This window comes from Corallococcus caeni (genome assembly GCF_036245865.1).
In the GTDB taxonomy this organism is placed as follows: domain Bacteria; phylum Myxococcota; class Myxococcia; order Myxococcales; family Myxococcaceae; genus Corallococcus; species Corallococcus caeni.
The window spans coordinates 201,204-223,329 of sequence record NZ_BTTW01000012.1 but is presented as its reverse complement, the minus strand read 5'-3'; the positions used below and the strand labels follow the sequence as shown (position 1 = coordinate 223,329).

22 protein-coding genes are annotated in these 22,126 nt (G+C 70.0%); 12 read left to right on the top strand and 10 right to left on the bottom strand.

Annotated features, from left to right (window positions below):
• Positions 1-64: 64 nt before the first annotated feature.
• Together AABA78_RS36285 and exoL are read right to left on the bottom strand one after the other, a co-directional pair.
• On the bottom strand, positions 65-1,582 hold the full coding sequence (locus AABA78_RS36285; protein ID WP_171421159.1) for an oligosaccharide flippase family protein: 1,518 nt from the start codon (positions 1,580-1,582) through the stop codon (positions 65-67).
• Entirely contained in the window at positions 1,579-2,817 is a 1,239-nt protein-coding gene (gene exoL / locus AABA78_RS36280; RefSeq protein WP_338270089.1) for a spore coat polysaccharide deacetylase ExoL, read from the bottom strand. Before exoL ends, AABA78_RS36285 begins: the two co-directional genes overlap by 4 nt.
• Before the next feature lie 409 nt (positions 2,818-3,226).
• Here exoL and ccmA point away from each other — a divergent pair, with 409 nt between their 5' ends.
• The 12 genes from ccmA to AABA78_RS36220 all read left to right on the top strand — a co-directional run bounded on the left by ccmA (position 3,227) and on the right by AABA78_RS36220 (position 12,670).
• Positions 3,227-3,892 carry a heme ABC exporter ATP-binding protein CcmA gene (gene ccmA / locus AABA78_RS36275; protein ID WP_338270056.1) on the top strand — a complete coding sequence of 222 codons (666 nt, stop codon included), beginning with the start codon at positions 3,227-3,229 and terminating at the stop codon, positions 3,890-3,892.
• Positions 3,889-4,593, top strand: a complete 705-nt coding sequence (locus tag AABA78_RS36270; protein ID WP_171419001.1) for a heme exporter protein CcmB — start codon at positions 3,889-3,891, stop codon at positions 4,591-4,593. The genes ccmA and AABA78_RS36270 overlap by 4 nt, the downstream gene beginning before the upstream one ends.
• A gap of 3 nt (positions 4,594-4,596) precedes the next feature.
• Positions 4,597-5,310, top strand: coding sequence for a cytochrome c biogenesis protein CcsA (gene ccsA, locus AABA78_RS36265; RefSeq protein WP_338270054.1), 714 nt, complete (start codon positions 4,597-4,599; stop codon positions 5,308-5,310).
• Positions 5,311-5,312: 2 nt separating this feature from the next.
• A complete protein-coding gene (locus tag AABA78_RS36260) occupies positions 5,313-5,483 on the top strand; it encodes a hypothetical protein (protein ID WP_171418988.1) in 171 nt (56 codons plus the stop codon).
• Positions 5,484-5,487: 4 nt separating this feature from the next.
• The gene (locus tag AABA78_RS36255) at positions 5,488-5,982 is read left to right on the top strand and encodes a cytochrome c maturation protein CcmE (protein ID WP_338270053.1); all 495 of its coding nucleotides are present in this window, start codon (positions 5,488-5,490) and stop codon (positions 5,980-5,982) included.
• Positions 5,979-8,003, top strand: a complete 2,025-nt coding sequence (locus AABA78_RS36250; RefSeq protein ID WP_338270052.1) for a heme lyase CcmF/NrfE family subunit — start codon at positions 5,979-5,981, stop codon at positions 8,001-8,003. Before AABA78_RS36255 ends, AABA78_RS36250 begins: the two co-directional genes overlap by 4 nt.
• Positions 8,000-8,560 carry a TlpA family protein disulfide reductase gene (locus tag AABA78_RS36245; RefSeq protein WP_171418981.1) on the top strand — a complete coding sequence of 187 codons (561 nt, stop codon included), beginning with the start codon at positions 8,000-8,002 and terminating at the stop codon, positions 8,558-8,560. Before AABA78_RS36250 ends, AABA78_RS36245 begins: the two co-directional genes overlap by 4 nt.
• A 160-nt stretch (positions 8,561-8,720) precedes the next feature.
• The gene (locus AABA78_RS36240) at positions 8,721-9,950 is read left to right on the top strand and encodes a zinc ribbon domain-containing protein (RefSeq protein WP_338270051.1); all 1,230 of its coding nucleotides are present in this window, start codon (positions 8,721-8,723) and stop codon (positions 9,948-9,950) included.
• 114 nt (positions 9,951-10,064) lie between these two features.
• Positions 10,065-10,568 (top strand): cytochrome c-type biogenesis protein, encoded by a 504-nt coding sequence (locus tag AABA78_RS36235; protein ID WP_338270050.1) that lies wholly within the window; start codon positions 10,065-10,067, stop codon positions 10,566-10,568.
• A 3-nt stretch (positions 10,569-10,571) separates the two neighbouring features.
• A complete protein-coding gene (locus AABA78_RS36230; RefSeq protein ID WP_338270049.1) occupies positions 10,572-11,534 on the top strand; it encodes a tetratricopeptide repeat protein in 963 nt (320 codons plus the stop codon).
• A gap of 68 nt (positions 11,535-11,602) precedes the next feature.
• The gene (locus tag AABA78_RS36225; protein WP_338270048.1) at positions 11,603-12,112 is read left to right on the top strand and encodes a hypothetical protein; all 510 of its coding nucleotides are present in this window, start codon (positions 11,603-11,605) and stop codon (positions 12,110-12,112) included.
• A 3-nt stretch (positions 12,113-12,115) separates the two neighbouring features.
• On the top strand, positions 12,116-12,670 hold the full coding sequence (locus AABA78_RS36220) for a hypothetical protein (RefSeq protein ID WP_338270047.1): 555 nt from the start codon (positions 12,116-12,118) through the stop codon (positions 12,668-12,670).
• Between the two features lie 3 nt (positions 12,671-12,673).
• On the opposite strand, the gene AABA78_RS36215 is transcribed toward AABA78_RS36220, so the two are convergent.
• The 8 genes from AABA78_RS36215 to AABA78_RS36180 form a co-directional block, all read right to left on the bottom strand.
• Positions 12,674-13,636: a D-2-hydroxyacid dehydrogenase family protein gene (locus AABA78_RS36215; RefSeq protein ID WP_338270046.1), complete on the bottom strand. Its 963-nt coding sequence runs from the start codon at positions 13,634-13,636 to the stop codon at positions 12,674-12,676.
• 36 nt (positions 13,637-13,672) lie between these two features.
• Entirely contained in the window at positions 13,673-14,869 is a 1,197-nt protein-coding gene (locus AABA78_RS36210; protein WP_338270045.1) for a GNAT family N-acetyltransferase, read from the bottom strand.
• A gap of 80 nt (positions 14,870-14,949) precedes the next feature.
• On the bottom strand, positions 14,950-16,128 hold the full coding sequence (locus tag AABA78_RS36205; RefSeq protein WP_338270044.1) for a DegT/DnrJ/EryC1/StrS family aminotransferase: 1,179 nt from the start codon (positions 16,126-16,128) through the stop codon (positions 14,950-14,952).
• Entirely contained in the window at positions 16,116-17,234 is a 1,119-nt protein-coding gene (locus AABA78_RS36200) for a GNAT family N-acetyltransferase (RefSeq protein ID WP_338270043.1), read from the bottom strand. The genes AABA78_RS36205 and AABA78_RS36200 overlap by 13 nt, the downstream gene beginning before the upstream one ends.
• A gap of 36 nt (positions 17,235-17,270) precedes the next feature.
• On the bottom strand, positions 17,271-18,353 hold the full coding sequence (locus AABA78_RS36195; RefSeq protein ID WP_338270042.1) for a gluconeogenesis factor YvcK family protein: 1,083 nt from the start codon (positions 18,351-18,353) through the stop codon (positions 17,271-17,273).
• Positions 18,354-18,461: 108 nt separating this feature from the next.
• Complete coding sequence (gene exoE / locus AABA78_RS36190; protein ID WP_171421654.1) at positions 18,462-19,829, bottom strand: polyisoprenyl-phosphate hexose-1-phosphate transferase ExoE; 1,368 nt, start codon at positions 19,827-19,829, stop codon at positions 18,462-18,464.
• A gap of 111 nt (positions 19,830-19,940) precedes the next feature.
• Entirely contained in the window at positions 19,941-20,678 is a 738-nt protein-coding gene (locus AABA78_RS36185) for a CpsD/CapB family tyrosine-protein kinase (protein ID WP_338270041.1), read from the bottom strand.
• A 36-nt stretch (positions 20,679-20,714) separates the two neighbouring features.
• Complete coding sequence (locus AABA78_RS36180) at positions 20,715-22,124, bottom strand: GumC family protein (protein ID WP_338270040.1); 1,410 nt, start codon at positions 22,122-22,124, stop codon at positions 20,715-20,717.
• Between the last annotated feature and the right edge of the window lie 2 nt (positions 22,125-22,126).

Here is a 22,126-nt window from a genome sequence, read left to right as displayed (position 1 = left end):
GGAAGGTAGGTACCCACGCGTGGGGAGGGAAGTGCCCCCCACGCGTTCAATTCCCGACCGTGGATCAGACCGCCCGGCGGGGACGCAGCGACTGCAGCGCACTCCACGGGCGAACGCCCTGCGCGTACAGGCCCACCACGTACCCCACGACGAAGAGCAGCCCCGCCACCGCCAGCGGCAGCACCCGCCACAGGAAGCCCGTGGGCAGGTTCATCCACGTGTCGTGCACGCCGGTGCGCAGGAGGAAGATGCTCCCGCCCGCCGCGACCGCCGCCAGCGACGCCTGCCCCAGCTCCCGCCACGGGATGACGTCCTTCAAGCCCAGCTTGCGCTCCGGCGTGGACAGCGCCTGGGGCACGCGCATGAGCAGCATCCCCTTGCCCACCACCTCCGCCAGCGCCCAAGACGCGATGCCGCCCATCATCCCGAAGTGCTTCACGCCGAACCACAGCAGCGGCACCGTCACCACCGCCTTCACCAGGTACGACGCGAAGATGGCGCGCGTCTGCCCCCGGGCCCGGAGCGTCCCGTCCATGGGGAGGATGGCCAGCACCACGCCCATCACGCTCACCCGGAAGATGGGGACCGCGGGCAGGAACTTCTGGCCGAACATGGCCCCCACGAACTCCGGCGCCGCCGCGAAGAGGAACGCCGCGAAGGGCAGGAACACGTACGCCAGCTTGCCGGCCGCTTCCCGGAAGGCCTCCACGCCCTCCTCCAGCCGGCCCTCGCGCTCCAGCTCCCCCAGGCGCACCATCAGCACCTCGCTGGTGGGCGTGTAGAGCAGGTCCACCACCGGCAGCTGGAAGCAGCCCACCCGGTAGAGCGCGTACACCGCGGGGGCCACCACGCCCGCCACCGCGTACATGTGCGCGTTCTGCTGGGGGATGGCCAGGCACATCGCGGCACCGAACGGCGCCGCGTACACCAGCTGCTCCTTGAACAGCTTCCAGTCCACCAGCGGACCCGTGGACCCGCGCAGCGACACCACCCACGTGGCCACGTAGCGAAGCCCCGCGAAGCAGGCCACCGCGATCATCATCCCGTGCAGGGAGAAGCCCAAGAGCGGAGGCAGCACCATCACGCCGGAGCGCACCGCGTCCGACGCCAGGTACACCACCGCGGACGCCTTCGTCTTCCCCTGGCTGGTGAGCGAAATCTCCAGCGGGTAGCTGCCCAGGAAGAACGCCGTGTAGAGCGCCAGCGCCGCGCGGTGGTCCATCAGCGCGGGGTTGTTGAAGTAGGCCGCCACGTGGCCCAGGAAGGCCCACACCAGCCCCGCCGCCACGATGCCCGCGCCCGTGACGAAGAGCAGCGCGTGCCCCAGGTAGGGCCGCTTCGCCTCCGCGCGGGGCAGGAAGTAGTAGAGGCTCTGCGCCACGCCGAACGGCAGCACGTACGACAGCGTCGTGGCGATGAGGAACAGCTGGTAGTAGGTCCCGTACTCGTCCAGGCGAAGCACCCGGGCGAGCACGAGGGGAATGGACAGCGTCAGCCCGGCGGTGAACAACCGGGCCAACACCAACGGGCCAGCCCGCCCCAGGAACGACGGGGACGGGGCCGGCTTGGGTGACGCACTCACTGGAGCTCCTCCGGCTGCGCCGCCTCCGAGGCAAGGGCCACGTTCGGCGCCACCACGACCTGCGCACCCGCCGTGCCCGGCGCAACCGCTGGATCAGACGCAATCACCGGCGCTGTCACGTCCACGACGTCCACCGGCGTCGCCTTCGCGAGCGCGGCGTCCAGCTCCTCGACGAGCACGTTGGAGGTGTTCATCGGGGCCAGGATGTGCGGGCGGTGGCCCAGCACCGGGTGGCTCATGCCCAGCACGCCGAAGCAGTCATCGAACTGGCACACCGTGAGCGTGGACGAGTAGTCCCCCATCATCCCCAGGCTGAAGTTCTCCCACATCACCTTGCGCTTGAAGGCGAACGGGTCGCCGCCCACGCGGTTGGGCAGGTCCTCCGTGGTGACGCCGGAGCGGAAGCCGTTCTGCTTGAGCACGCGGATCATCTCATCCGAGTACCAGCCGTTGCAGTACGCGAAGTCCTTCACCTGGACGCCGACCTCGCGCTCGATGGTCTGCTTGGACTCGACGATCTCCTTCTCCACCACCTCCGTGGGCTCCAGCGTCAGCACCGTGTGGCCCAGCGTGTGCGCGCCGAACTCGAAGCCGTCGCGCGCCATCTGGCGCACCTCGTCCCAGTTCATGACGTCGCCCTGCTCCGGCACCAGGTCCGCGCCGCCGCCCAGCTGCTGCTCCAGCGAGTCGATGATGCCCGTGAGCACGCGCGTCGGGTGCTCGCCGATGAAGTCGTCCAGCGCCGCGGACGCCGTCTTGCGCCCGGTGAGGATGGGCCCCAACAGCTGCACCGACGGGGTGGGCATGGTGTCGTAGTCCGGGCGGAACTTCCGCTCCTGCACGCAGCGCAGCAGGTGGAACAGCCGGTCGTGGTTGAAGCGCTTGTCCGTGTTGATGAACGCCGTGGGCAGGTAGGTGATGGCCGGCACCCCCATCTGCTTGAGCACCGGGTACGCGTACCGGTACACGTCGCGGTAGCCGTCGTCGAACGTCACCACGAACAGGTCCTTCTTCGCGGTGCGCCGGCCCTCCATCACGTCCACCGCGTCACCGATGCTCGCCAGCTCGTAGCCCGCGGCGTTCGCCTCCTCCAGGTGACGGCGGAACGTCTCCTGGGAGATGAGCAGGCCCGGGATGGAGCGCTGCAGCTCCCCCGTGAAGTCGCTCACCACGCGGTGGTAGCTCACGATGAGGATGCGCCGGCCCCCCGACTGCGAACGGCGGTACGCCGCCATCGCCTTGCGCACCCCGCTGTAGTGGAAGAAACCCGCCGCCGCCGCCTTCGCCGCCCGCCGCAACACCTTCCCAGCCATCACGCCTCCCTCGCGGCTTTCGCCGTCTGCCCGCTCCCCCCTGTGGACCGGGCCCCGCCCGCGTGTGTGCATGCTGGATGCCAGGGCAGGAAGGTGATGGAAATCCCCCGTAACCCCGTGAAACCCCGCGTCCCCGGGGGCATGTACGCCCCTGGAGGGGTCCTACCTGGGTGTACCAGGGCAGTCGCGCGCCCACCCGTGGCGAAAACCTTTCAGTCCCCCGGCGAAAGCGAAGGAAGAAGCAGGCGTAAAAACTTCTTGTCCTCCGGCGGGCGACCCCAGGGGTTTCACTGGTGAACAGAGGCTTTTAAGGCTACGAAACGACCCGCCGATGCCCCCTCCCCCCTCTGGATCAGCGCCCGCGCTCGCCCTCCACGACGTGAGCAAGCGCTATGGGCGAAGGTGGGCGCTGGCGCGGCTCACCTACGCGCTGCCCGCCGGCCGTTCGCTGCTGCTCACCGGCCACAACGGCTCCGGGAAGACGACGCTCCTGCGCCTCGTGGCCACCGCGCTGGGGCCCACCGCGGGCCGGGTGGAGGTGCTGGGCCGGGACGCCGTCCTGGATCGCGAGGCGGTGCGCCGCGACGTGGCGCTCCTGTCCCACGCCAGCTTCCTCTACGAGGACCTCACCGCGCAGCAGAACCTGATGGTGCTGGGGCGCCTCTTGGGCGTGGACGCGCCGCAGGACGTCGCGGACGCGCTGCTCAACAAGGTGGGCCTCACCCGCCGCACGGACAGCCCGGTGCGCGGCTTCAGCGCGGGCATGCGCAAGCGCCTGGCCATCGCGCGGCTCCTGATGAAGGCCCCGGCCCTGGCGCTGCTGGATGAACCCTTCGGCGAACTGGACCCCGCCGGCATCCAGGACATGGAGGGCGTCATCGCGGAATTGAAGGCGGGCGGCACCACCGTGGTGCTGGCCACGCACCTCATCGAACAGGGCCTGAGCCTCTGCGAGGAACGGCTGCACCTGCAGGACGGCCGGGCGGTGGCGGCATGAGCCCCACGAACCCCAAGCGTCCCCCGGGTCTGCTGGCGACGACGCTCGTCCTGTTGCGCAAGGACCTGCTCATCGAATGGCGCACCCGCGCGCGGCTCAACGCGCTGGTGTTCTTCGCCATGGCCACGCTGCTGCTCTTCTCCTTCGCGCTGGGCCCGGACACGAAGCTGTTGGAGCGCAACGCGGGCGGCTACCTGTGGCTGGCCATCCTCTTCGCCAGCGTCCTGTCCCTGGGCGAGTCCTTCCGCGTGGAGACGGAGAACGCCTGCCTGGACGGCGTGCGGCTGGCCCCCGCGGACGCGCGCGCCATCTTCCTCTCCAAGGCGCTGGGCAACGCCCTGCTGCTGCTGGCGCTGGCGGTGGTGCTGGTGCCCGTGATGGTGGCCCTGTACGGGGTGCGCATCGTCACGGGGGTCGGTGACCTGGCGGGCATCCTGGTCCTGGGCAGCCTGGCGCTCAGCGCCCCGGGGACCGTCTACGCGGCCATCTCCAGCAATGCGCGAGCCCGGGATGTTCTGCTGCCTCTGCTATTGTTCCCGCTCGTCATCCCGGCCCTCCTCTCCGCTGCCAAGGGCACCACGCTCGTACTCCAGGGTGACCCGATGCAGCAGCTGGGCTCTTGGCAGGGGCTGCTGCTGGGGTTCAATCTGATTTACTGGGGCGTGGGCTTCGTGCTGTTTCCCCGGGTCATCGAGGACTGAAGGATGAACAAGTTCGTCAAGTTTGGCCTGCCGGCGCTGACGCTGGCGCTCTTGGGCGCGGGCTGGTGGCTGGGCCTTGCGTGGGCGCCGCCCGACCGTGAGATGGGCGAGGTGCAGCGCATCATGTACGTCCACGTGCCGCTCCAGTGGATGGCCATGATGGCCATGTTCATCAACTTCGTGGCCGCGGTGACGTACCTGCTGCGTCAGTCGTGGAAGACGGACGCGATGGCGGAGGCCTCCGCGGAGGTCGGCCTGCTCTTCGGCACGCTGGGCATGATTACGGGCTCCATCTGGGGCCGCCCCACCTGGGGCGTGTACTGGTCCTGGGACCCGCGCCTGACGTCGGAGGCCATCCTGCTGGTGTCCTACACGGGCTACCTGGTGCTGCGGCGCTTCGTGGAGGACCCGGAGAAGCGCGCGGTGTGGAGCGCGGTGGTGGCCATCATCGGGGCCATCAACCTGCCCATCGTGTGGTTCTCCGTGCGCTGGTGGCGCAGCCTCCACCAGGTGCAGTCCAGCCCCAAGACGGTGGACCCGCAGATGGTGCTGCCCCTGCGCGTGTCGGCGTTCGGCATGCTGGCGCTGCTCATCGTCTTCATGGTGCACCGCTACCGCATCGCGCTCGCGGAGCGGCAGGCGGAGGTGGCGCTGCCGGAGGCGCTGCCCACGGACGACCCCGCGCTGCGCGCGACCCATTCCTCGAAGGTGGCCTGAACATGACCTCGCTGACGTCGCTGATGCTGCTGGCCCAGGTGGGCAGTGGCCGTGTCCAGGGTGGTTGGGGGTACGTGGGCGCGTGCTACGGCATCTCCGTGGCCGCCTTCGTGCTCTACTCGGTGTCCCTCTGGGCGCGCCGTCCGCGCGCCGCCGCCGCTTCGAAGGAGTGAGCCCATGACGCCCGTCAACCGCAACCGTCTCATCGCGCTGGGAGCCCTGCTCTTCGCCGGCGCCGGCCTTGGCTTCATCGCCTTCGGCAACATCGGCGACAACCTCGTCTATTACTGGAGCCCGTCGGAGCTGATCTCCAACGGCGACAAGGCCTACACGGCCACCATCCGCCTGGGCGGCGTGGTGCAGCCGGGCAGCATTCAGTGGAACGAGGGCCACACCACGCTGGACTTCCGCGTGGCGGACGGCCCGAGCGCGGACGCGAAGAGCGTGCACGTGCGCTCGCTGGAGACGCCCCCGCAGATGTTCCGCGAGAAGATCGGCGTCGTGGTGGAGGGCACCTACGACAAGTCCGGCGTCTTCACGTCCAACCGGCTGATGGTGAACCACTCCAACGAGTACCGCGCTCCCAAGGAGGGCGAGTCCCCGCGCAAGTGGCAGGACACGCTGGCCGAGGGCGCCACCACCGCCACCGTGACGCCGCCGGGGGCGCCGTGAACGGAATGCTGGGCTATGGGCTGGTCCTCGCGGGCCTGGCCTTCGCGGCGTTCGGCGCGATCCTGGGGCTGGTGGGCGGCATGCGCCGCAACGACGCCAGCTACCCCTGGGTGCTGCGCGCGGTGTGGGGCTTCGCCGCGTGCATGGTGGGCAGCAACCTGGTGATGGTGGAAGCGCTCATCAACCACGACTTCAGCGTGAAGTACGTGGCCCAGGTGGGCAGCCGCGCGACGCCGCTCATCTACACCATCGTGTCGCTGTGGAGCGCGCTGGAGGGGTCCATCCTCTTCTGGGGCCTCATCATGGGCGTGTACGTGGCGGCGTTCGCCTTCGTGCACCGCAAGGAGCACGCGCGCTACATGCAGCTGGCGCTGGGCACCATGCTGGCCGTGGGCGTCTTCTTCGCCTTCCTCATCGCGGGCCCGGCCAACCCCTGGGGCGCCGTGTCGCCGGTGCCGGCGGACGGCCCGGGGCCCAACCCGCTCCTGCAGAACCACTTCCTGATGATCATCCACCCGCCCATGCTGTACGCGGGCTACGTGGGCATGACGGTGCCCTTCGGCGTCGCCGTGGCGGGCCTCTTGCGCGGGGAGATTGGTGAAGCGTGGATGGCGCCCCTGCGGCGCTGGACGCTCATCGCGTGGATGTTCCTCACGCTGGGCATCGTGCTGGGGTCCTGGTGGGCGTACGCGGTGCTGGGCTGGGGCGGCTACTGGGCGTGGGACCCGGTGGAGAACGCGTCCTTCCTGCCGTGGCTGACCGCGACGGCGTTCATGCACTCCACCATGGTGCAGGAGCGCAAGCGGATGCTGAAGCTGTGGACGCTGAGCCTCGCGCTGGCGTCGTTCGTGCTCACCATCCTGGGCACGTTCATGACCCGCTCCGGCATCTTCAACTCGGTGCACTCGTTCACCCAGTCGGACATCGGGCCCACGTTCCTGGTGTTCATCGCCATCCTGCTGGTGGTGTGCATTGGCCTGCTGGCCACGCGCGGCCACCTGCTGGCGCCGGAGGGCCGGCTCACGTCGCTGGTGTCGCGCGAGGCGAGCATCCTGGTGAACAACCTGGTGTTCGTGGCCATCACCTTCACGGTGCTGCTGGGCACGCTCTACCCGCTGGTGTCGGAGGCCGTGCGCGGCATCCGCGTGAGCGTGGGCGAGCCGTACTTCAACAAGATGGCGGTGCCGGGCGGCATCGCGGTGCTCTTCCTCATGGGCGTGGGCCCGGTGCTGCCCTGGGGCACGCCGGACAAGGCCGCGCTGCGCCGGCAGTTCCTCATCCCCGCGGCGGTGGGCATCGTCGTCACCATCGCCTGCTACGCGGCGGGCCTCCGCGGCGTGTACCCGCTGCTCACGTTCGGCCTGGGCGGCTTCGTCACCGTCATCACGCTGCGCGAGCTGGCGGTGCCGGTGCGCGTGCGCATGACGGAGCGCAAGGAAGGCTTCGTCACCGCGCTGACCACCGCGACGGGCAAGGCGCGCCGGCGCTTCGGCGGCTACGTGGTGCACCTGGGCATCGTGCTCATCATCGTCGCCGTGGCGGCCTCCAGCGCGTACGTGAAGCACACGTCCGGCACGCTGAAGAAGGACGGCACGATGATGCTGGACGGCTACCAGCTGAAGTACGTGGGCCTGTCCAGCGGCGAGGAGCCCCACCGCACCTTCGTCGCCGCGCGCCTGGAAGTCACGGCGCCCAACGGCAAGGTGTCGGAGCTGCGCCCGCGCATGAACTACTACGAGCGCAGCACGGACCCCGTGGGCACGCCCGCGGTGCGTGAGTCGCCGAAGGAGGACCTGTACGTGTCGCTGATGGCCTTCAGCGAGACGACGGGCACGGCGAGCTTCAACGTCTGGGTGTTCCCGCTGGTGGGATGGATCTGGTACAGCCTGCCGCTGCTGCTGCTGGGCACGCTCATCGCCGTATGGCCTTCCCGCCGGGCGGCGGTGCTGCGCACGGACGCGGCGCCGGTGGGCGCGGCGCCTCCCCTGCCGGGCACGGACGCCGAGCGGGGTGCGGCATGAAGCGCTGGCGGCTTCCCCTGGTGTTCACCGCCGTCGGGGCGGCGCTGCTCTTCGTCCTCTTCCAGGGCTTCGGGCGCGACCCGCACGAGGTGCCCTTCATGTTGAAGGGCGCGCCCGCGCCGGACTTCGTGCTCAAGCCGCTGGACGGCGGCGACCCCGTGAAGCTCGCGGACCTCAAGGGCCGCCCGGTGGTCATCAACTTCTGGGCGTCGTGGTGTGGCCCCTGCAAGTACGAGCACCCGGTGCTCGAGTGGGGCGCGCGCGAGCTGGGCGCCCAGGCCGTGTTCATGGGCGTCGTCTTCGAGGACACGGAGCCCAACGCGCTCGACTTCCTGCGCCGCATGGGCGCCAGCTTCCCGCAGCTGATGGACGAGCGCTCGCGCATGGCGGTGGACTACGGCGTCGCGGGCGTGCCGGAGACGTACTTCATCGACGCGCAGGGCATCATCCGCGGCAAGCACGTGGGTCCCATTGATCCGCAGACGCTGGCCACCCGGGTGAAGGAGCTGAACCAGCCCGTGGCCGGCCCCACCGCGGAAGCCGCGCGGCAGCCCTGAGTCAACGCCGCCCGCTTGGAAGGCAGGCACCCGGGAGCCGGCGTCGGAGCCGCATCCCCGGGGCCGCCTCGCGGGGGGCCTGGAATCCGTAGTAAGTCCCTGCTGTCGGCGTCGTTCGCAGGGGCCTCCCCCTCCCCTGCGCCAGCGAGGTGGGCTCCCCATGCAGTGCCCCGAGTGCGGTGAGAGCGCGGCGGACGTCCGCTTGAGTTACTGCGAGAACTGCGGCGCGAAGATGCCGGCCCGCCCGGCCCCGCCGCCGCGTGCCAGCAGCGCGAAGAGCCAGCGCCCCAGCCGCCCCATGAGCGAGCCGGCCTATGCGGCGGAGATTTTGGATGAGGAGGAGGACGCCCGGCAGCAGGGCCGCGCCGGCGCCGCGCCTCCGCGTGGCGCCAGGGCGCAGCCTCCGCCGGACGCGTACGAGGATCCGTACACCGGCCCGCGCTGGCTGAAGGACGTGCCGGGCCACTCGCAGAGCGTGGTGGGCGTGGGGCTGGTGACGTTCTCGCTGGTGCTGTCCATCCTCCCCTTCTTCCCCAGCGTGGGCGTGCTGGGCACGCTGCTGACGCTCGTGGGGAGCGTGGCACTGGTCGCGCGCGAGCTGCGCCGCGACGGCAACGCGCCGGGCTGGGTGGACCACGTGCCGCTGGTGCTGATGCGGCCGGAGGTCCCCGCCGCGTTCACGCTGCTGCTCCTGGCCCTGACGCTGCGGCTCCTGTCGGGCTTCAACCTGCTGCTGCCCCTGTGGGCGGTGGGGACGGTGCTGATCGCCGTGGAGCAGTACCGGCTGGTCATCGCGGAGCCGGACGGCGTGGGCCGCGACTTCGACCTCCGCTCGCTGCTGGGCTTTCCCCGGGTGCTGGCGCTGGCGGGGGTGGTGGTGTGCGTGGTGGCGCTGTTCCTTCCCTGGGGGAAGGTGATGGCGGACGGGTCGAGCCTGCCGGACAACGCGCCGGTGCCGGGGAGCGTGCGTGGCGCGCCGCCGGAGCTGCGCGTGCTGCCCACGACGCGGCCCTCGGATGACTCGCTCTACAGCCAGGGGGGCGGCGTCGCGTCGCGCTCGGGCTGGGACCTGCCGCTGTCGGAGCTGCCGCTCCTGGCGCTCCTGTCGCTGCTCGTGCTCGCGGCGCTGCGGCCGGACGTGGAGCGCCCGGCCTTGCTGCGGTGGGTGCCGGTGGGCGCGGTGAGCGTGAGCCTGCTCTGGGCGCTCGCGGGGGTGAAGCTCGCGGTGGGGCCGTTCGCGTTCCTCGTCGGCCTGGGGGCGGTGGGCTTCCATGCCGTGCGCCACGCGCTGGGCCGCGACGAGCCGCCAGGGTTGCTGCCCCCGGAGGACGACCCCTACGACCCGGACCAGGACCTGGAGACCGAGCCCGACTCGGGCTACCGGAGCTAGGCCTCTCAGCGACACACGGAAGGGCTGCCCGGGTGGCGGGCGGGCGGCCCAGGTTTCCCTGTGCAATACCCGTCAGGGGGCGGTAGTTAGGGACGGCCCCCGCTGGAGCCCCCGATGAATGCCGTCCTCGTCTCGTTGACCCTCGCCCTGAGCCTTGCCACGGGGCAGTTTGCGCCGCAGCAGGCCGCGAGTGATCCGCTCGCGCCGGTCCAGGAGGCGCGGGTGCAGCAGCTGGCGAAGAAGCTGCGCTGCGCGGTGTGCCAGGGCCTGTCGGTGGCGGACAGCCCGTCGTCCATGGCGCGCGCGCAGTTGGACAAGGTGCGCGAGCTGGTCGCGGACGGCAAGACGGACACGGAGATCGTCGACTACTTCGTGGCGCGCTACGGCGAGTGGGTGCTGCTGGAGCCGCGCGCGGAGGGCTTCAACTGGTTCGTCTGGCTGGGGCCCGTCGCGCTGGTGCTGGGCGGCCTCTTCGTCATCCTGAAGCAGCGTCAGCCCCTGCCCGAGGGCGCCGCGCCAGCGGAAGCCGCGCCGGCCCCCTCCCCTTCCACTCCCGCGCCGTCCACCGACGACGCGGACCCCTATCTCCAGGCCGTGCGCCGGGAGCTGGAGCGCTAAGCCATGCAGCCCGAGCCCACCAACTGGTTGCCCGGAATCATCGTCCTGTCGGTCGCCTTCGTGCTGGCGGCCGCGTGGCTCCTCTACATGAAGATGAAGACGGGGAGCGCACTGCCGGACCCGTCGCCGAAGGCGGACGGCACGGTGGACGACCTGGCGCAGCGGGCGCAGTCGCTCATCGAGCAGCTGCGCACGCTGGAGGCGGAGAAGCACCACTTCACCGCGGAGCACTACACGGCGGAGAAGGCGCGGCTGGAGAAGGAAGCGGCCGCCGCGTTGCGCGCGAAGGACGAGCACCAGAAGCGGCAGGCGGCGGGAGACAAGGCGCCCGCGCGCAACGTGCCAGCGCCCACGGGCTGGGCGTCGCGCAACCCGCAGATGGTGGGCGCGATGTGGGGCGCGGGCGTGGTCGTCTTCTTCGGCGGGCTGGGCTACCTGCTGGTGTCGGAGCAGAAGCCGCGCGAGGAGGGCCAGATGGGCACGGGAGTGACGCCGCCGGGCATGGCCCAGATGCAGCAGCAGCAGCAGGAGATGCCCCAGCAGGACGACGAGCTGGAGCAGGCGCGTCAGCGGCTGGCGTCGAACCCGGGCGACGTGGAGGCCGCGTCGATGCTGAGCCACGAGCTCATCCGCCAGCAGCAGTTCGAGGAAGCGCTGAAGGTGACGCTGAAGGGCCTGGCGGTGGATCCGTTCAACGTGGAGCTGCGGGTGCACCGGGGCGTGCTGCGCGCGGCGTCGCAGGGCGACCTCCAGGGCGCGGAGCAGGAACTCACGGAGCTGGTGGACACGTGGCCGGACGCGCAGGAGGCGCTCATCTTCCTGGGCAGCCTGTCGCTGCGCCGGGGCGACAAGGCAGGAGCACTGGCGCACTTTGAACGCTTCACGGTGGAAGTGCCCAAGAACATGCAGCCGCCACAGCTGGCCCCCGCCATCGCCCAGCTGCGCGCGGAGGTCGCGCAGCCGTAGCGGTAGGCTGTACGTCGTGAGGGGCCGGACCACCGGCCCGCGAGGTGTGTCACCCCTGGAGGTGGGCCATGGGTGCATCAGGCTTCTGGAAGGCCGCTGTCGCGCTGTGCGGCGTCGCGTTGTCATCCGCCTGCGCGACAGGCGGTTCCGCGACGTATGTGGAGGGCGCCCTGCGCCCCCGTCACTTCGTCTTTCATGACGTGGTGAAGTGGAACGGCAAGGACTCCGGCGGCTGGCGGGCAGCGTGCCTCCACGTCGGCATCGCCCGCGATACGGGGGAAATGTTCCTCTGCAGGTTCGGCGTGGAAATGCCCATCGCCAATGACGATCAGGGATTCATCTCTACTGAACAGGCGCGAAGCCTTTCGGCGAGCTGTGCCAATCAAGCCGCAAGGGCAACCCTTTCCGCGGCCACGCCAGCCACTCCCATCAGCGTGGCCTGCGAAGAGTTCAGGACCTTCTACGAAATCACGCTCAACGCCGCCATCACGGGCGCTCGTGTCCCAAAGGCGTGCGCCTCGGGCATCAAGCCCGTGGTGGTGACACCTACGGGGCCAACCACCCGTGGAGGTCTGTAGCCCATGGTTCCATCCATTGAGAAACTGCTGGAGATTGCGCGGACCTATTGGCCCTCGCAGGAAGACCCCAATCAGGAACTTTCGCCCGAGGAACAGCGGCTCCATGAGCTCTGGCAGACGAAGTTGGAAGAGCCTGGCGCTTGGGACGTCCTGATCGAACAACTCAGAACAACGTTTCCAGAGAACGGCGTCGGGAACATCACCACTTCCAGGGACGCATCCTTTTGGTGCGCTATCTATCCCAGGCGTACTCCCGAGCGCTCTGGCGTGCACTGGGTCTACGTCGGCTGCGCAAGCATCATCGCGCCCGTCTACACCGTGTACCGGGTCCAGTTTGAGTACGGCGAGCGCCGGATCTTCCGACAGCTCGACCTGGAGCCTCCTGCGGTAGAGCCAGCGGTCACGATTGCGAGGCTCATGGAGTCCACGATGGATTTGAGCCTGCTGCCCCCTGACATCGCCAACCATCCAGCGCCCGTTTTCGTGGGCCGGAAGTCGCCTCCGAAGACAACGCTCTTCGATGCGCTCTTCACCAGCTATCCAGACAATCTCCCCTGAGCCTCACCCCAGCCTGCGGATGGGCGCGCCATCGAGGAATGCGCGGAGGTCCTCCACGGCTTCACGGAAGTACGTCGCGTAGTTCCCCTGGGACACGTAGCCCAGGTGCGGCGTCGCGAGCAGGTTCGGCAGCGTCCTCAAGACATCATCCGCGGGCACCGGCTCCGTTTCAAAGACATCCACCGCGGCGCCCGCGATGACACCCTGCTGGAGCGCTTCCACGAGCGCCGCCTGCTCCACGATGGCCGCGCGGGACGTGTTGATGAGGTACGCCGTGGGCCGCATCCTCGCGAGCTCCGCGCGCCCCACCAGCCCTCTGGAGCGCTCCCCCAGCACCAGGTGGATGGACACGAAGTCGCTCGTCTCCAGGAGCGCCTCCTTCGACGGGGCCCGCGTCACCCCGACTTCAGCGGCCCTCGCATCCGTGAGGTTCGGGCTCCACGCGACCACGTCCATCCCGAACGCGGCGCCCACGCGCGCCACCCGGCTCCCAATCTTCCCCAGGCCCAGCAGCCCCAGCCGCTTCCCATGCAGGTCCACGCCCACGGAGTGCTGCCACGGGCCGCCCTGCCGGAACGCCGTGCTCTCCCCCACCACGTTCCGCGCGAGCGCCAAGATCAACGCCCACGTCAGCTCCACGGGAGGCTCCGTCGCGCTCGCTGTTCCGCACACCGTCACGCCGCGCGCCGTGGCCGCCGCCAGGTCGATGGACGCGTTCCGCATCCCCGACGTCACCAGCAATCGCAGCCGTGGCAATCGTTCAATCAGCGCCTTCGGGAACGGCGTGCGCTCCCGCATCACGACCAGGATGTCGAACGGCGACAGCGCCGCGACCAACTCCCCCTCACCGGAGAAGTGCTCGCGGAACACCGTCACCTCGACCTGGGCGCTCACGGACGACCAGTCCGCGAGCCTCATCGAAACGCCCTGATAATCATCCAGGATGGCGCAGCGCAGCTTCTCCATGGCACCCGCCAGGATCCGCTGGTGCGCCTCCGGGCGTCAATCCACCGCGGCCTTGCGACGGCGGAAGCGGCGCACCTTCTCCACCAGCTCGTCCGACAGCACGCCCTTCACCGCGTTGCGCGTCTGACGGGCCCACTCCTCGGAGCGGGTGAACCACTCGCCCGCGAAGCCCGCGCCGTGGGCGCGCAGCGACACCGTCTGGCGCTGCTTCGTCACCCAGTCGGACTTGTACGTCTCCGTGCCTCGCAGGAAGTCGTACTCTGTCAGGCCCATCTCGATGGCGTCCTTGAACGTCTCGCCCACCAGCACCAGGCCCACGCTGCGGTTGCGCCACGCCGGGTCATACCCGGACTGGAAGTACACGAACGTCTGGCCATGCAGGATGCCGTAGACGGACGCCACCGCCTGGCCGCCCACCTTCATCGTGTACATCCGCAGCCGGCCCCGCTCCGCCAGCCACTGCGTCGCGTCCCGGTGGAAGGCCTCCACGCCGGCGCCCTTGATGCCCTGGGAGCCACCGTCCGAGGACCAGCGCAGCGCGTGCAGCCGGAAGAAGTCCGTCATCGGCCCGGCAAGCTGGCCCGGCGCGTCCGTGCGCTCGATGCGGTAGCCGTCCTGCTTCTCCAGCCACTTGCGCCGGCGCAGGTAGTTGTCCCGGCGGCCCGTGCGCTTGAGGAACGCGTCGAACGGCTCTCCCGGCACCAGCGTCTCGTACGGGCACACGTAGCGCTCCGACACGCGCACGTCGCCAAACACCTCGCGCGCCACGCCGAGCGTCGTCGAGCCCTCGCGCAGGTCCGTCAGGTCCAGCACGTCCCACTCATCGCGCAGCCCCTGGAGCACGTTGAAGAACGCCCGGGCCACCTCCGCCTCGCGGCCCTTGCGCGCCACCACGTCCAGGTAGTCGCTGCCCACGTGCGTCTCACCCAGGAAGCCCAGGCGCCGCACGCGCATGCCGTTCACCCAGCGGTGCTCCAGCCCCAGCGGCAAGAGGCCCACCAGCGTGCCCAGCCTGTCGCGGGCCGTCAGCACCAGCGGCCGCACCTCGGGCGCGATGCGCCGGCACCACGGGTACAGCCACTCCCAGGCGTTGAACGGACCGGCGTTGCTCGCGTCCAGCAGCGAGTTCCACTCCGCCCGCATCCCCGCCAGCTGCGAGGCACTGCCCACCGCCGCCACGTCCAGCCGCGGCGTCAACCTTGGACCCGACGTCAACTCGTCTTCGCGGATCACCGCGTCACCCCGATGCCTTTCCCGAAGCACTGCTCCGGCCCCCGGGGACCACTGCAACCCGGGAGCCAGCTCCTGTTCCCTCACGACGCGCGCTTGCTCGGACGGCGCTCGGACTTGAGCGCCTCCCGGACCACCTCCGCCACCTGCCCCATCACCTCCGGCGACAGGTCCTGGTGGCAGGGGATCTCCAGGATGGTGCGCCGCAGCTGCGCCACCTCCGGGAACTCCGTCGGGTCGCACGCGGGATGGAAGCGCTTCCAGAAGTCGATGGCGTCGATGCCCTTCTCGCGCAGCTTCGCCAGCAGCGTCTCCTTGTCCTGCACCACCATCGGGTAGAACAGGGGGCTGACGCCCGCGGGCAGCTGGTTGAAGAGCGGCGGAGACACGTCGCGCAGCCGACCCAGCAGGAGGAAGTAGTTGCGGCGCCGCGCCTCGACGATGCCCTCCAGGTCCTGCGCCAGGGCAATCCGCTTCGTCAGCGGGCTCATGCCCAGGTCCACGTGCCGCCGGTCGAAGTGCTGCGTGCCCGTGGCCACGCGCTCGATGCTCGCGGCCTTCACCGTGCCGTGCCCCACCGAGCGCACCAGGCCGCGCAGGCCGCGGCCCACCGCCCCGCCGCGCAGCTCCAGGTTCTGGAGGAGCGCGGAGATGGTGTGGCTGAAGGTGGACGCCACCGGCGGCGCGGGCGGCTCCGGCAGGCTGTACGAGCGCTTGCCGTTGACGACCAGCGCACCCCCATTGGGTACCGGCAGGGTCTTGTAGAGGCAGAAGATGCCCACGTCGCCCGTGGTGCCCAGCGGCGTCGCGCCGTCGGACGACAGCAGGGACAGCGCGCAGTCCTCGATCAGCGGGATGCCGTGCTCGTCCGCCAGCTTGCGCATGGCGTCCACCGGCCCCGGGAAGCCCGCGTAGTGGATGAGGTAGAGCGCGCGCGTCTTCGGAGTGATCCGCTTCGCCACGTCCGCCACGTCCACGTCCCAGCGGCTGCCCACGCGGTAGAAGCGCGGCGTCGCGCCCGCGTCCACCACGGCCTCCACCTCCACGCCGTGGTGGTAGGCGGGCATCAGCACCTCGCCGCCGTCCAGGCGCAGCATCTTCATGGTCAGCCAGACGGCGTTGCGCGCGAAGTAGAAGTACCGCGCGTTGGGCGACGAGAACGGCGGCAGCGCCCCCGGGCGCGGCGGGGCCATCAGCATGCCCGGCCACAGCGTGGGCAGGGACGGAACGAACAGCTTGTCGGACGTCTTCACCGCTTCCATCTCGCCACCACCTCTTTCGCAGCCGGTACCCACCGGAACTTCGCCGCGCACAGGGCCCGGCCGAAGGCGGTGTCGTTGAACACGTAGAGCCAGGTGTGCCTGCGGACCTGATCCGTCCAGTCGCGCTTCCACACCATGTCCGGCCCCAGGAAATCGAACTCGGTCAGCCCGCGCTCCAGGCAGTGCCCCAGCACCTCCTCCATGAGGAGCTGCCCCGGGCTGCACTCCTTCAGGCTCTCGTCGTAGCCGGGCTTCAAGAGGAAGTAGCGCCCGCCGTATTCCAGGCCGTACTGGAACGCCACCGCGCGCCCGTCCAGGCGCAGGAAGTACAGCGCCAGCCGCTCGCGGTAGGCCGAGTCCCGCGCCAGCTCCGTGTAGAAGCCCCGCGTCTTCGCGTCCTGCGCCATGGCCGTGCCATTGGCGCCCTTCCAGCCGCTCTGCTCCAGCAGCAGCCCCTCCTCCAGGGTGCCCTCCAGGTCCAGCCCGCCGGAGACCCGCTCGAAGGTGACCTTCCCCTTCTCCTCCAGCTTGCGGCGGCGGCGGCGGCAGTTGGCCTTGAACTTGGACGGCAGCGACGCGAAGTACGCGTCCTTCTTCGCGGGCAGCGGCACGTACGGCGACTGCAGGGACTCCCACTCGCCCACAGGCAGGCCGCCCTGCTTCGCGGCCTCCAGCAGGCGGAAGCCCACGCCGCCGTCCGGCACGTCCGTCAGCCGCAGCACGTCCCAGCCGCCCGTCTGACGCAGGTGCGACAGGAAGGCCCGCGCCGCGGCGTCCGGCTCACGCGCCAGCACGTCGAAGCGGCAGGAGTGCGCGTTGGCCGCGGAGGTGAGCTGGCGCACCGGCACGCCGTACAGGGAGGTGCGCTCCTCCACCAGCGGCAGCGCGCCGGTGAGCGTTCCGTCCTCGCCGCGCAGCAGCAGCACGCGCATGCGCGCCCCGGCGGCGAAGTTGTCCAGCCACAGCCGCAGGAACTCGTGCCGGTAGAACAGCTCGTTGGAGGTCGTCTCCACCAGCTGGTTCCACTCGGCTTCCAGGGTCATGAAGGCCGCCCGGTCGTTGACTTCCACGACCTGCGGGCCGGCTTGCAGTTTGATGGCTTCCATATTCGCGGGCCCCAAGGTGGTGATGGCCAGGGCGGCCTACAACCCGCTGCGCGCCATCTTCAGCAGGCAGGCGGCGACCTTGCGGCTGTCGTGTCGGATCTTGGACCCCTCCTTGAGCAGGTCCGCCTGCACCGGAATCACGCCGGAGGACAAGAGCTCCCGCGTCTCCGCCGTGACCATGTAGGAGCCCTTGCGCGCATAGCGCTGGATGGACTCGTCGGACGGCGCCCGGCCGTTGACGAGCACCGCGTCCAGCACCGGCCCCACGTGGTCGATGACGGCCTGCACGTGGTCCAGGCAGTTCATGCCGTCCGTCTCACCCGGCTGGGTCATCAGGTTGGCCACCATGACCTTCAGGGCGCGCGTCTCCTTCAGCGCCTGGGCCACGCCGTCCACCAGCAGGTTGGGCAGCACGCTCGAGTACAGCGAGCCCGGCCCGATGGCGATGAGGTCCGCCGTGTAGATGGACTCCAGCAGGCCGTCCACCGGGGGCGGCGAGCGGGGGCTGAGCGACACGCGGCGCACGCGGCCCTGGGCGCGGCAGATGTTGCGCTCGCCCACGACCTCCGTGTCGTCGTGCATCTGCGCGACGAGCTGCACCGACGCGAGCGTGCTGGGCAGCACCTGGCCCTGCGCGCCCAGCAGCTCCCCGGACAGCCGCACCGCCTCCAGGAAGTCACCCTTCAATTCCGCGAGCGCGGCGATGAGCAGGTTGCCCACCGCGTGGCCGGCGAGGCCCCGCGCGCCGCCGAAGCGGTACTGGAACACGTCCTTGAGCGCGCTCTTGCCACCCGCGAGCGCCACCAGGCAGTTGCGGATGTCGCCCGGTGGCAGCGCGCCGTGCTGGCGGCGCAGGCGGCCGGAGCTGCCGCCGTCGTCGCTCATCGCCACGACCGCGGTGATGTCCACGCCGGGCTGGCCACCCTTGGGGGCCGCGCGGCGGGCCAGCCCCTTGAGCACCATGGGGAGGCCCGTGCCGCCGCCCATCGCGACGATGCGCGTCGGGCGGTGCTTCGGGGCCTGCAGCAGCTCGTTGCGCTCGACGTTCTGCGCCTTGTTGCGCGCGTCGTCCTGGCTCCACGACTCCGACAACGGCGCATCCACATCCATGCCCACCATGTTCCGACCCCCTCGCCCGTCCCAATCCATGGCCCCACCCTTGGCATCCCGGCCTCCCCCGACAACCGGAGGCCGCGGATGGTCACAATCACTCACTTCTCAACCAGGCTACCGAGCACCCCGCCCCAACAGCACGTGCCGGACGGTGTGGAAGATAATGCCGACGTCCAGGAACAGCGACCCGTTCTTCACGTAGTACAGGTCGAACTCCAGCTTGTTGCGCGCGTCCTCCACGGAGGCCCCGTAGGGGTAGCGGATCTGCGCCCACCCCGTGATGCCAGGCTTCACCGCCTCGCGCACGCCGTAGAACGGAATCTGCTGCTTGAGCTGCTCGGTGAAGACGGGACGCTCCGGACGCGGGCCCACGAAGCTCATGTGGCCCAAGAGCACGTTGAACACCTGGGGAATCTCGTCGATGCGCGTCTTGCGGATGAACTTGCCCACCCGCGTGACGCGGTCGTCGTTGGAGCGCGCCCACACCGCGCCGTTCTTCTCCGCGTCGGTGCGCATGCTGCGGAACTTCCAGAGCGGATACGCCTTGCCGCCCAGGCCCACGCGGTCCTGCCGGTAGAAGACGGGGCCCTTGGAGTCCAGCTTGATGGCCAGCGCCACCAGGATGAGGAAGGGCGACGCCATCAGCAGGAGCAGCGACGCCACCGCCACGTCGAACACGCGCTTGAAGGCCCGGCGCATGGGCGACACCGTCATCTCATCCGCGAAGGCGAAGTCGCTGGCGCGCAGGAACTGCACCGGGATGCGGCGCAGCACGCGCTCGCAGAAGCCCGCCGCGTCGTACACCCGCCGCCCGTCCAGCCGGCAGCGCAAGAGCGAGTCCACCCAGTTGGCGCCGCGCATGTCGTCCGCGGCCTGCACCACGTAGGAGGCGTTGAGGCGGGACGCCATCGCGTCCAGCGGCTCCTCCACCTTGCGCGGGTCCACCAGGGCCACCACGCGGAAGGACCCCTCGCCGCCATCTTCAATCGCGCTCGCCACCGCGCGGGCCTTGAGGCCGTCACCGACGACGAGCACCGCGTCGGGCTCCCCCACCAGCGCCCGGATGGAGACGCGCACCACCAGGGTGCCGGCCAGGGCGCCCATCGCGCCGCCCAGCAGCGTCCCGGGAGGCAGCACCACCGGCAGGGCCAGCGGCAAGAGCAGCATCACCCCGCCCGCCACCATGGCGGTGACGCCCGCGGCCTTGAGGAAGCGGTAGCCGCGCGTCCGGTCCTCGGCCGCGATGCGCAGGTCGTACAGGTCCAACAGGTACAGCGTGAACTGGAAGGTGACGACGAAGGCCAGGCCCAGTCCCACCAGCGTCGGCCACATCGTGGCGAACGGGGGCGTGGAACCCAGGGGCGCGAAGAGGGCCGCGCAGGCCGCGGCACCCGCGACACAGGCCAGCGCGATCGCCGAGGACTCGGCAAGGAAGAACGTCAACTTCTTGGCTGAAAAGTAGTGATGGAAAACGCGAAGCACGTGATTCCTCCAACCCCGACCCGCCGCCGCTCCAGGCCCCCCGCCCTTCGCACCTCATCGGCGCGAGGAGCGGGTCGGGCCTTCGAAACACTCCACCTCGACTGCTGACCGTTACTTCTTCACGTAGTTCTTCAGGTACGGGGTCGCGTTCACTTCCGCGCCGTTGAGCACGCAGCCCACCAGCGCCGCGCCCGCCAGCTGCTCCACCGCCTGGTTCACCACCTTGGAGGGGGTGACGTTGGCGCGGATGACCATCAGCACGCCGTCCATCTGGTGGCCCAGGATGGCCGCGTCCGCGAACGGCAGCGTGGGCGGCAGGTCCACGTACACCTCGTCGAAGCCCTCGCGCACCGCCTTGAGGAACTGCTTCATGCGGGCGGAGGCCAGCACCTGGGTGCTCTCCTCCGGCGTGGCGCCGGCGGGGATGACCGCCAGCCGCGTGGAGTTGAAGCGGCGCACCACGTCGCGCACGTCGCACTCACCGGCCAGGAGCTCCGCCAGGCCCTGCTTGTTGCGCATGCCCAGCGTGGGGGCCACCTGCCCCCGGCGCAGGTCCGCGTCCACCAGCAGGATGCGGCGCTCCGGGTTCGCCCGGGCGGCGGCCAGGGCCAGGTTCACGCTCGTCACCGTCTTGCCCTCGCCGGGCATCGCGGAGGTGAGCGCCACCACCTTCATCGGACGCTGCTCGCGCATCCGCTCCAGGCGGTAGTACAGGGTGCGGTACTGCTCGGCGGCCGCGGAGGCAGGGGCGGTGAGCGTCACCACCCGGCGGTCCACCGCGTTGCTGGAAGCCGCGCTGTCATCCACGCGGGGGAGGAAGTTACCGGCCCGCTCCATCGTCGAATCCATCTGAGTTCTCCAATCCTTTCCGTAAGGGGGCGGCAATTAATTCAGTGACGTCGGCGAGGAGACGCTGTTCTTGCTCCCAGCCATCGGCATCAAGATCCGCTTCTCCGTCTTGCCCTGCATGTTCGGGACCACCGCCAGGACAGGGAGCGTGATGCGCTCGCGGACCTCGGTGCCGTCGCGCAGGCTGTCGTCGCGCATCTCGAGCACGGTGCCGGTGAGGACACCCAGGGCCAGGGCCACCAGGGCGGCGATGAGCAGGCCGCTCATGCGGTCCGGGCGGGCCGGGGAGGAAGGCACCCCGGCGGGCGAGATGACGTTGAACAGGCTCTTGGCGCTCTTGGCCTCCAGCTCCTGGGCGATCTCCGCCTCCACCTTGCGGCTCACCACGCTCTGGTACTTGGTGCGGGCGATTTCGTAGTCCCGGTTCATGACCGCCAGCTCCTGGGCCCAGCGCGGGGTGTTGTTCAGCCGCGCCTGGTACGCCTCGGCCTGCTTCTGGAGGTCCACGATGTCCTTCTGGATGTTGGTGATGAGCGTGGACACGCGGGTGCGCTCGTTGCGCTCGGCGAACATGCGCCCTTCCGCGTCCTTGCGCTGGGTGCTGATGTCGCCCAGCTCACGCTCCATCCGCTTCACTTCCGGGTGGTCCGGCGTCCACTGCGTCTTGGCCTGGGTGAGGGTGCGGGACAGGCCGCTCTCCGCCGCCTCCAGCCGGCCGGCCTCGCTGTCCGCGGCGTTGCGGGCGCGGGCCAGGTCGGAGCGGCGCGCTTCAGCGGTGCGCAGCTCCTCGGACTTCGTCTGCAGCTGGGCGCTGATGCGCTCCAGGCCGCGCATGTTCATCTCCATCTGCTCGGGCAGCTCGCCCAGGTGGTCCACCTTGAACTTGGAGATCTTCCCCTCCCAGTTCGACACGGCCTTGCCCATGGCGACCATCTCCTCGGTGAAGAGGTCGGTGGCGCGGGCCGCCTGCGTCTGGCGGATCTTCAGCGTCTCCTCGGAGAAGATGGCCGGCAGCCGGTTGGCCACCTGCGCCACCACCTGCGGGTCGCGGCCCGCGTAGGTGAGCTCGAAGGCCGTCTCACCCTCGACGCGCACGGTGAGGTCCTTGCGCATCTGCTCGACCGCCGCCTCGACGCCCTTCTCGGAGACCAGCTCCGGGTAGAGGTTCATCTCCTCGATGGCCTTCTGGAGCACCGGCCGCGCCAGCAACTCCTGGCGGACGGTGACCAGCCGCTGCTCGATGAGCTCGCTCACCGTGCGCTGGACCATCTCCTCGCCGGGGCGCTGCGGCTCCACACGCACCACCACGGACGCTTCATAAATGCTCGGGCGGGTCATCACGATGGCCGCGCCCAACACGAAGATTGCTGCAGCGATCGCCCCCACCAGGGCCTTGCGGCGCCACAGCGCCGAAAGCATCTGGTCCGCCGTCATCCCACGCTCCATGA

Excerpts from the sequence above, each read along its gene's own strand:
- exoL (WP_338270089.1), bottom strand. The coding sequence starts at position 2,817 with ATGGCGGCGTACCGCCGTTCGCAGTCGGGGGGCCGGCGCATCCTCATC.
- ccmA (WP_338270056.1), top strand. The coding sequence starts at position 3,227 with ATGCCCCCTCCCCCCTCTGGATCAGCGCCCGCGCTCGCCCTCCACGAC.
- AABA78_RS36270 (WP_171419001.1), top strand. The coding sequence starts at position 3,889 with ATGAGCCCCACGAACCCCAAGCGTCCCCCGGGTCTGCTGGCGACGACG.
- ccsA (WP_338270054.1), top strand. The coding sequence starts at position 4,597 with ATGAACAAGTTCGTCAAGTTTGGCCTGCCGGCGCTGACGCTGGCGCTC.
- AABA78_RS36260 (WP_171418988.1), top strand. The coding sequence starts at position 5,313 with ATGACCTCGCTGACGTCGCTGATGCTGCTGGCCCAGGTGGGCAGTGGC.
- AABA78_RS36255 (WP_338270053.1), top strand. The coding sequence starts at position 5,488 with ATGACGCCCGTCAACCGCAACCGTCTCATCGCGCTGGGAGCCCTGCTC.
- AABA78_RS36245 (WP_171418981.1), top strand. The coding sequence starts at position 8,000 with ATGAAGCGCTGGCGGCTTCCCCTGGTGTTCACCGCCGTCGGGGCGGCG.
- AABA78_RS36240 (WP_338270051.1), top strand. The coding sequence starts at position 8,721 with ATGCAGTGCCCCGAGTGCGGTGAGAGCGCGGCGGACGTCCGCTTGAGT.
- AABA78_RS36235 (WP_338270050.1), top strand. The coding sequence starts at position 10,065 with ATGAATGCCGTCCTCGTCTCGTTGACCCTCGCCCTGAGCCTTGCCACG.
- AABA78_RS36230 (WP_338270049.1), top strand. The coding sequence starts at position 10,572 with ATGCAGCCCGAGCCCACCAACTGGTTGCCCGGAATCATCGTCCTGTCG.
- AABA78_RS36225 (WP_338270048.1), top strand. The coding sequence starts at position 11,603 with ATGGGTGCATCAGGCTTCTGGAAGGCCGCTGTCGCGCTGTGCGGCGTC.
- AABA78_RS36220 (WP_338270047.1), top strand. The coding sequence starts at position 12,116 with ATGGTTCCATCCATTGAGAAACTGCTGGAGATTGCGCGGACCTATTGG.
- AABA78_RS36215 (WP_338270046.1), bottom strand. The coding sequence starts at position 13,636 with ATGGAGAAGCTGCGCTGCGCCATCCTGGATGATTATCAGGGCGTTTCG.
- AABA78_RS36205 (WP_338270044.1), bottom strand. The coding sequence starts at position 16,128 with ATGGAAGCGGTGAAGACGTCCGACAAGCTGTTCGTTCCGTCCCTGCCC.
- AABA78_RS36200 (WP_338270043.1), bottom strand. The coding sequence starts at position 17,234 with ATGGAAGCCATCAAACTGCAAGCCGGCCCGCAGGTCGTGGAAGTCAAC.
- AABA78_RS36195 (WP_338270042.1), bottom strand. The coding sequence starts at position 18,353 with ATGGTGGGCATGGATGTGGATGCGCCGTTGTCGGAGTCGTGGAGCCAG.
- AABA78_RS36185 (WP_338270041.1), bottom strand. The coding sequence starts at position 20,678 with ATGGATTCGACGATGGAGCGGGCCGGTAACTTCCTCCCCCGCGTGGAT.
- AABA78_RS36180 (WP_338270040.1), bottom strand. The coding sequence starts at position 22,124 with ATGGAGCGTGGGATGACGGCGGACCAGATGCTTTCGGCGCTGTGGCGC.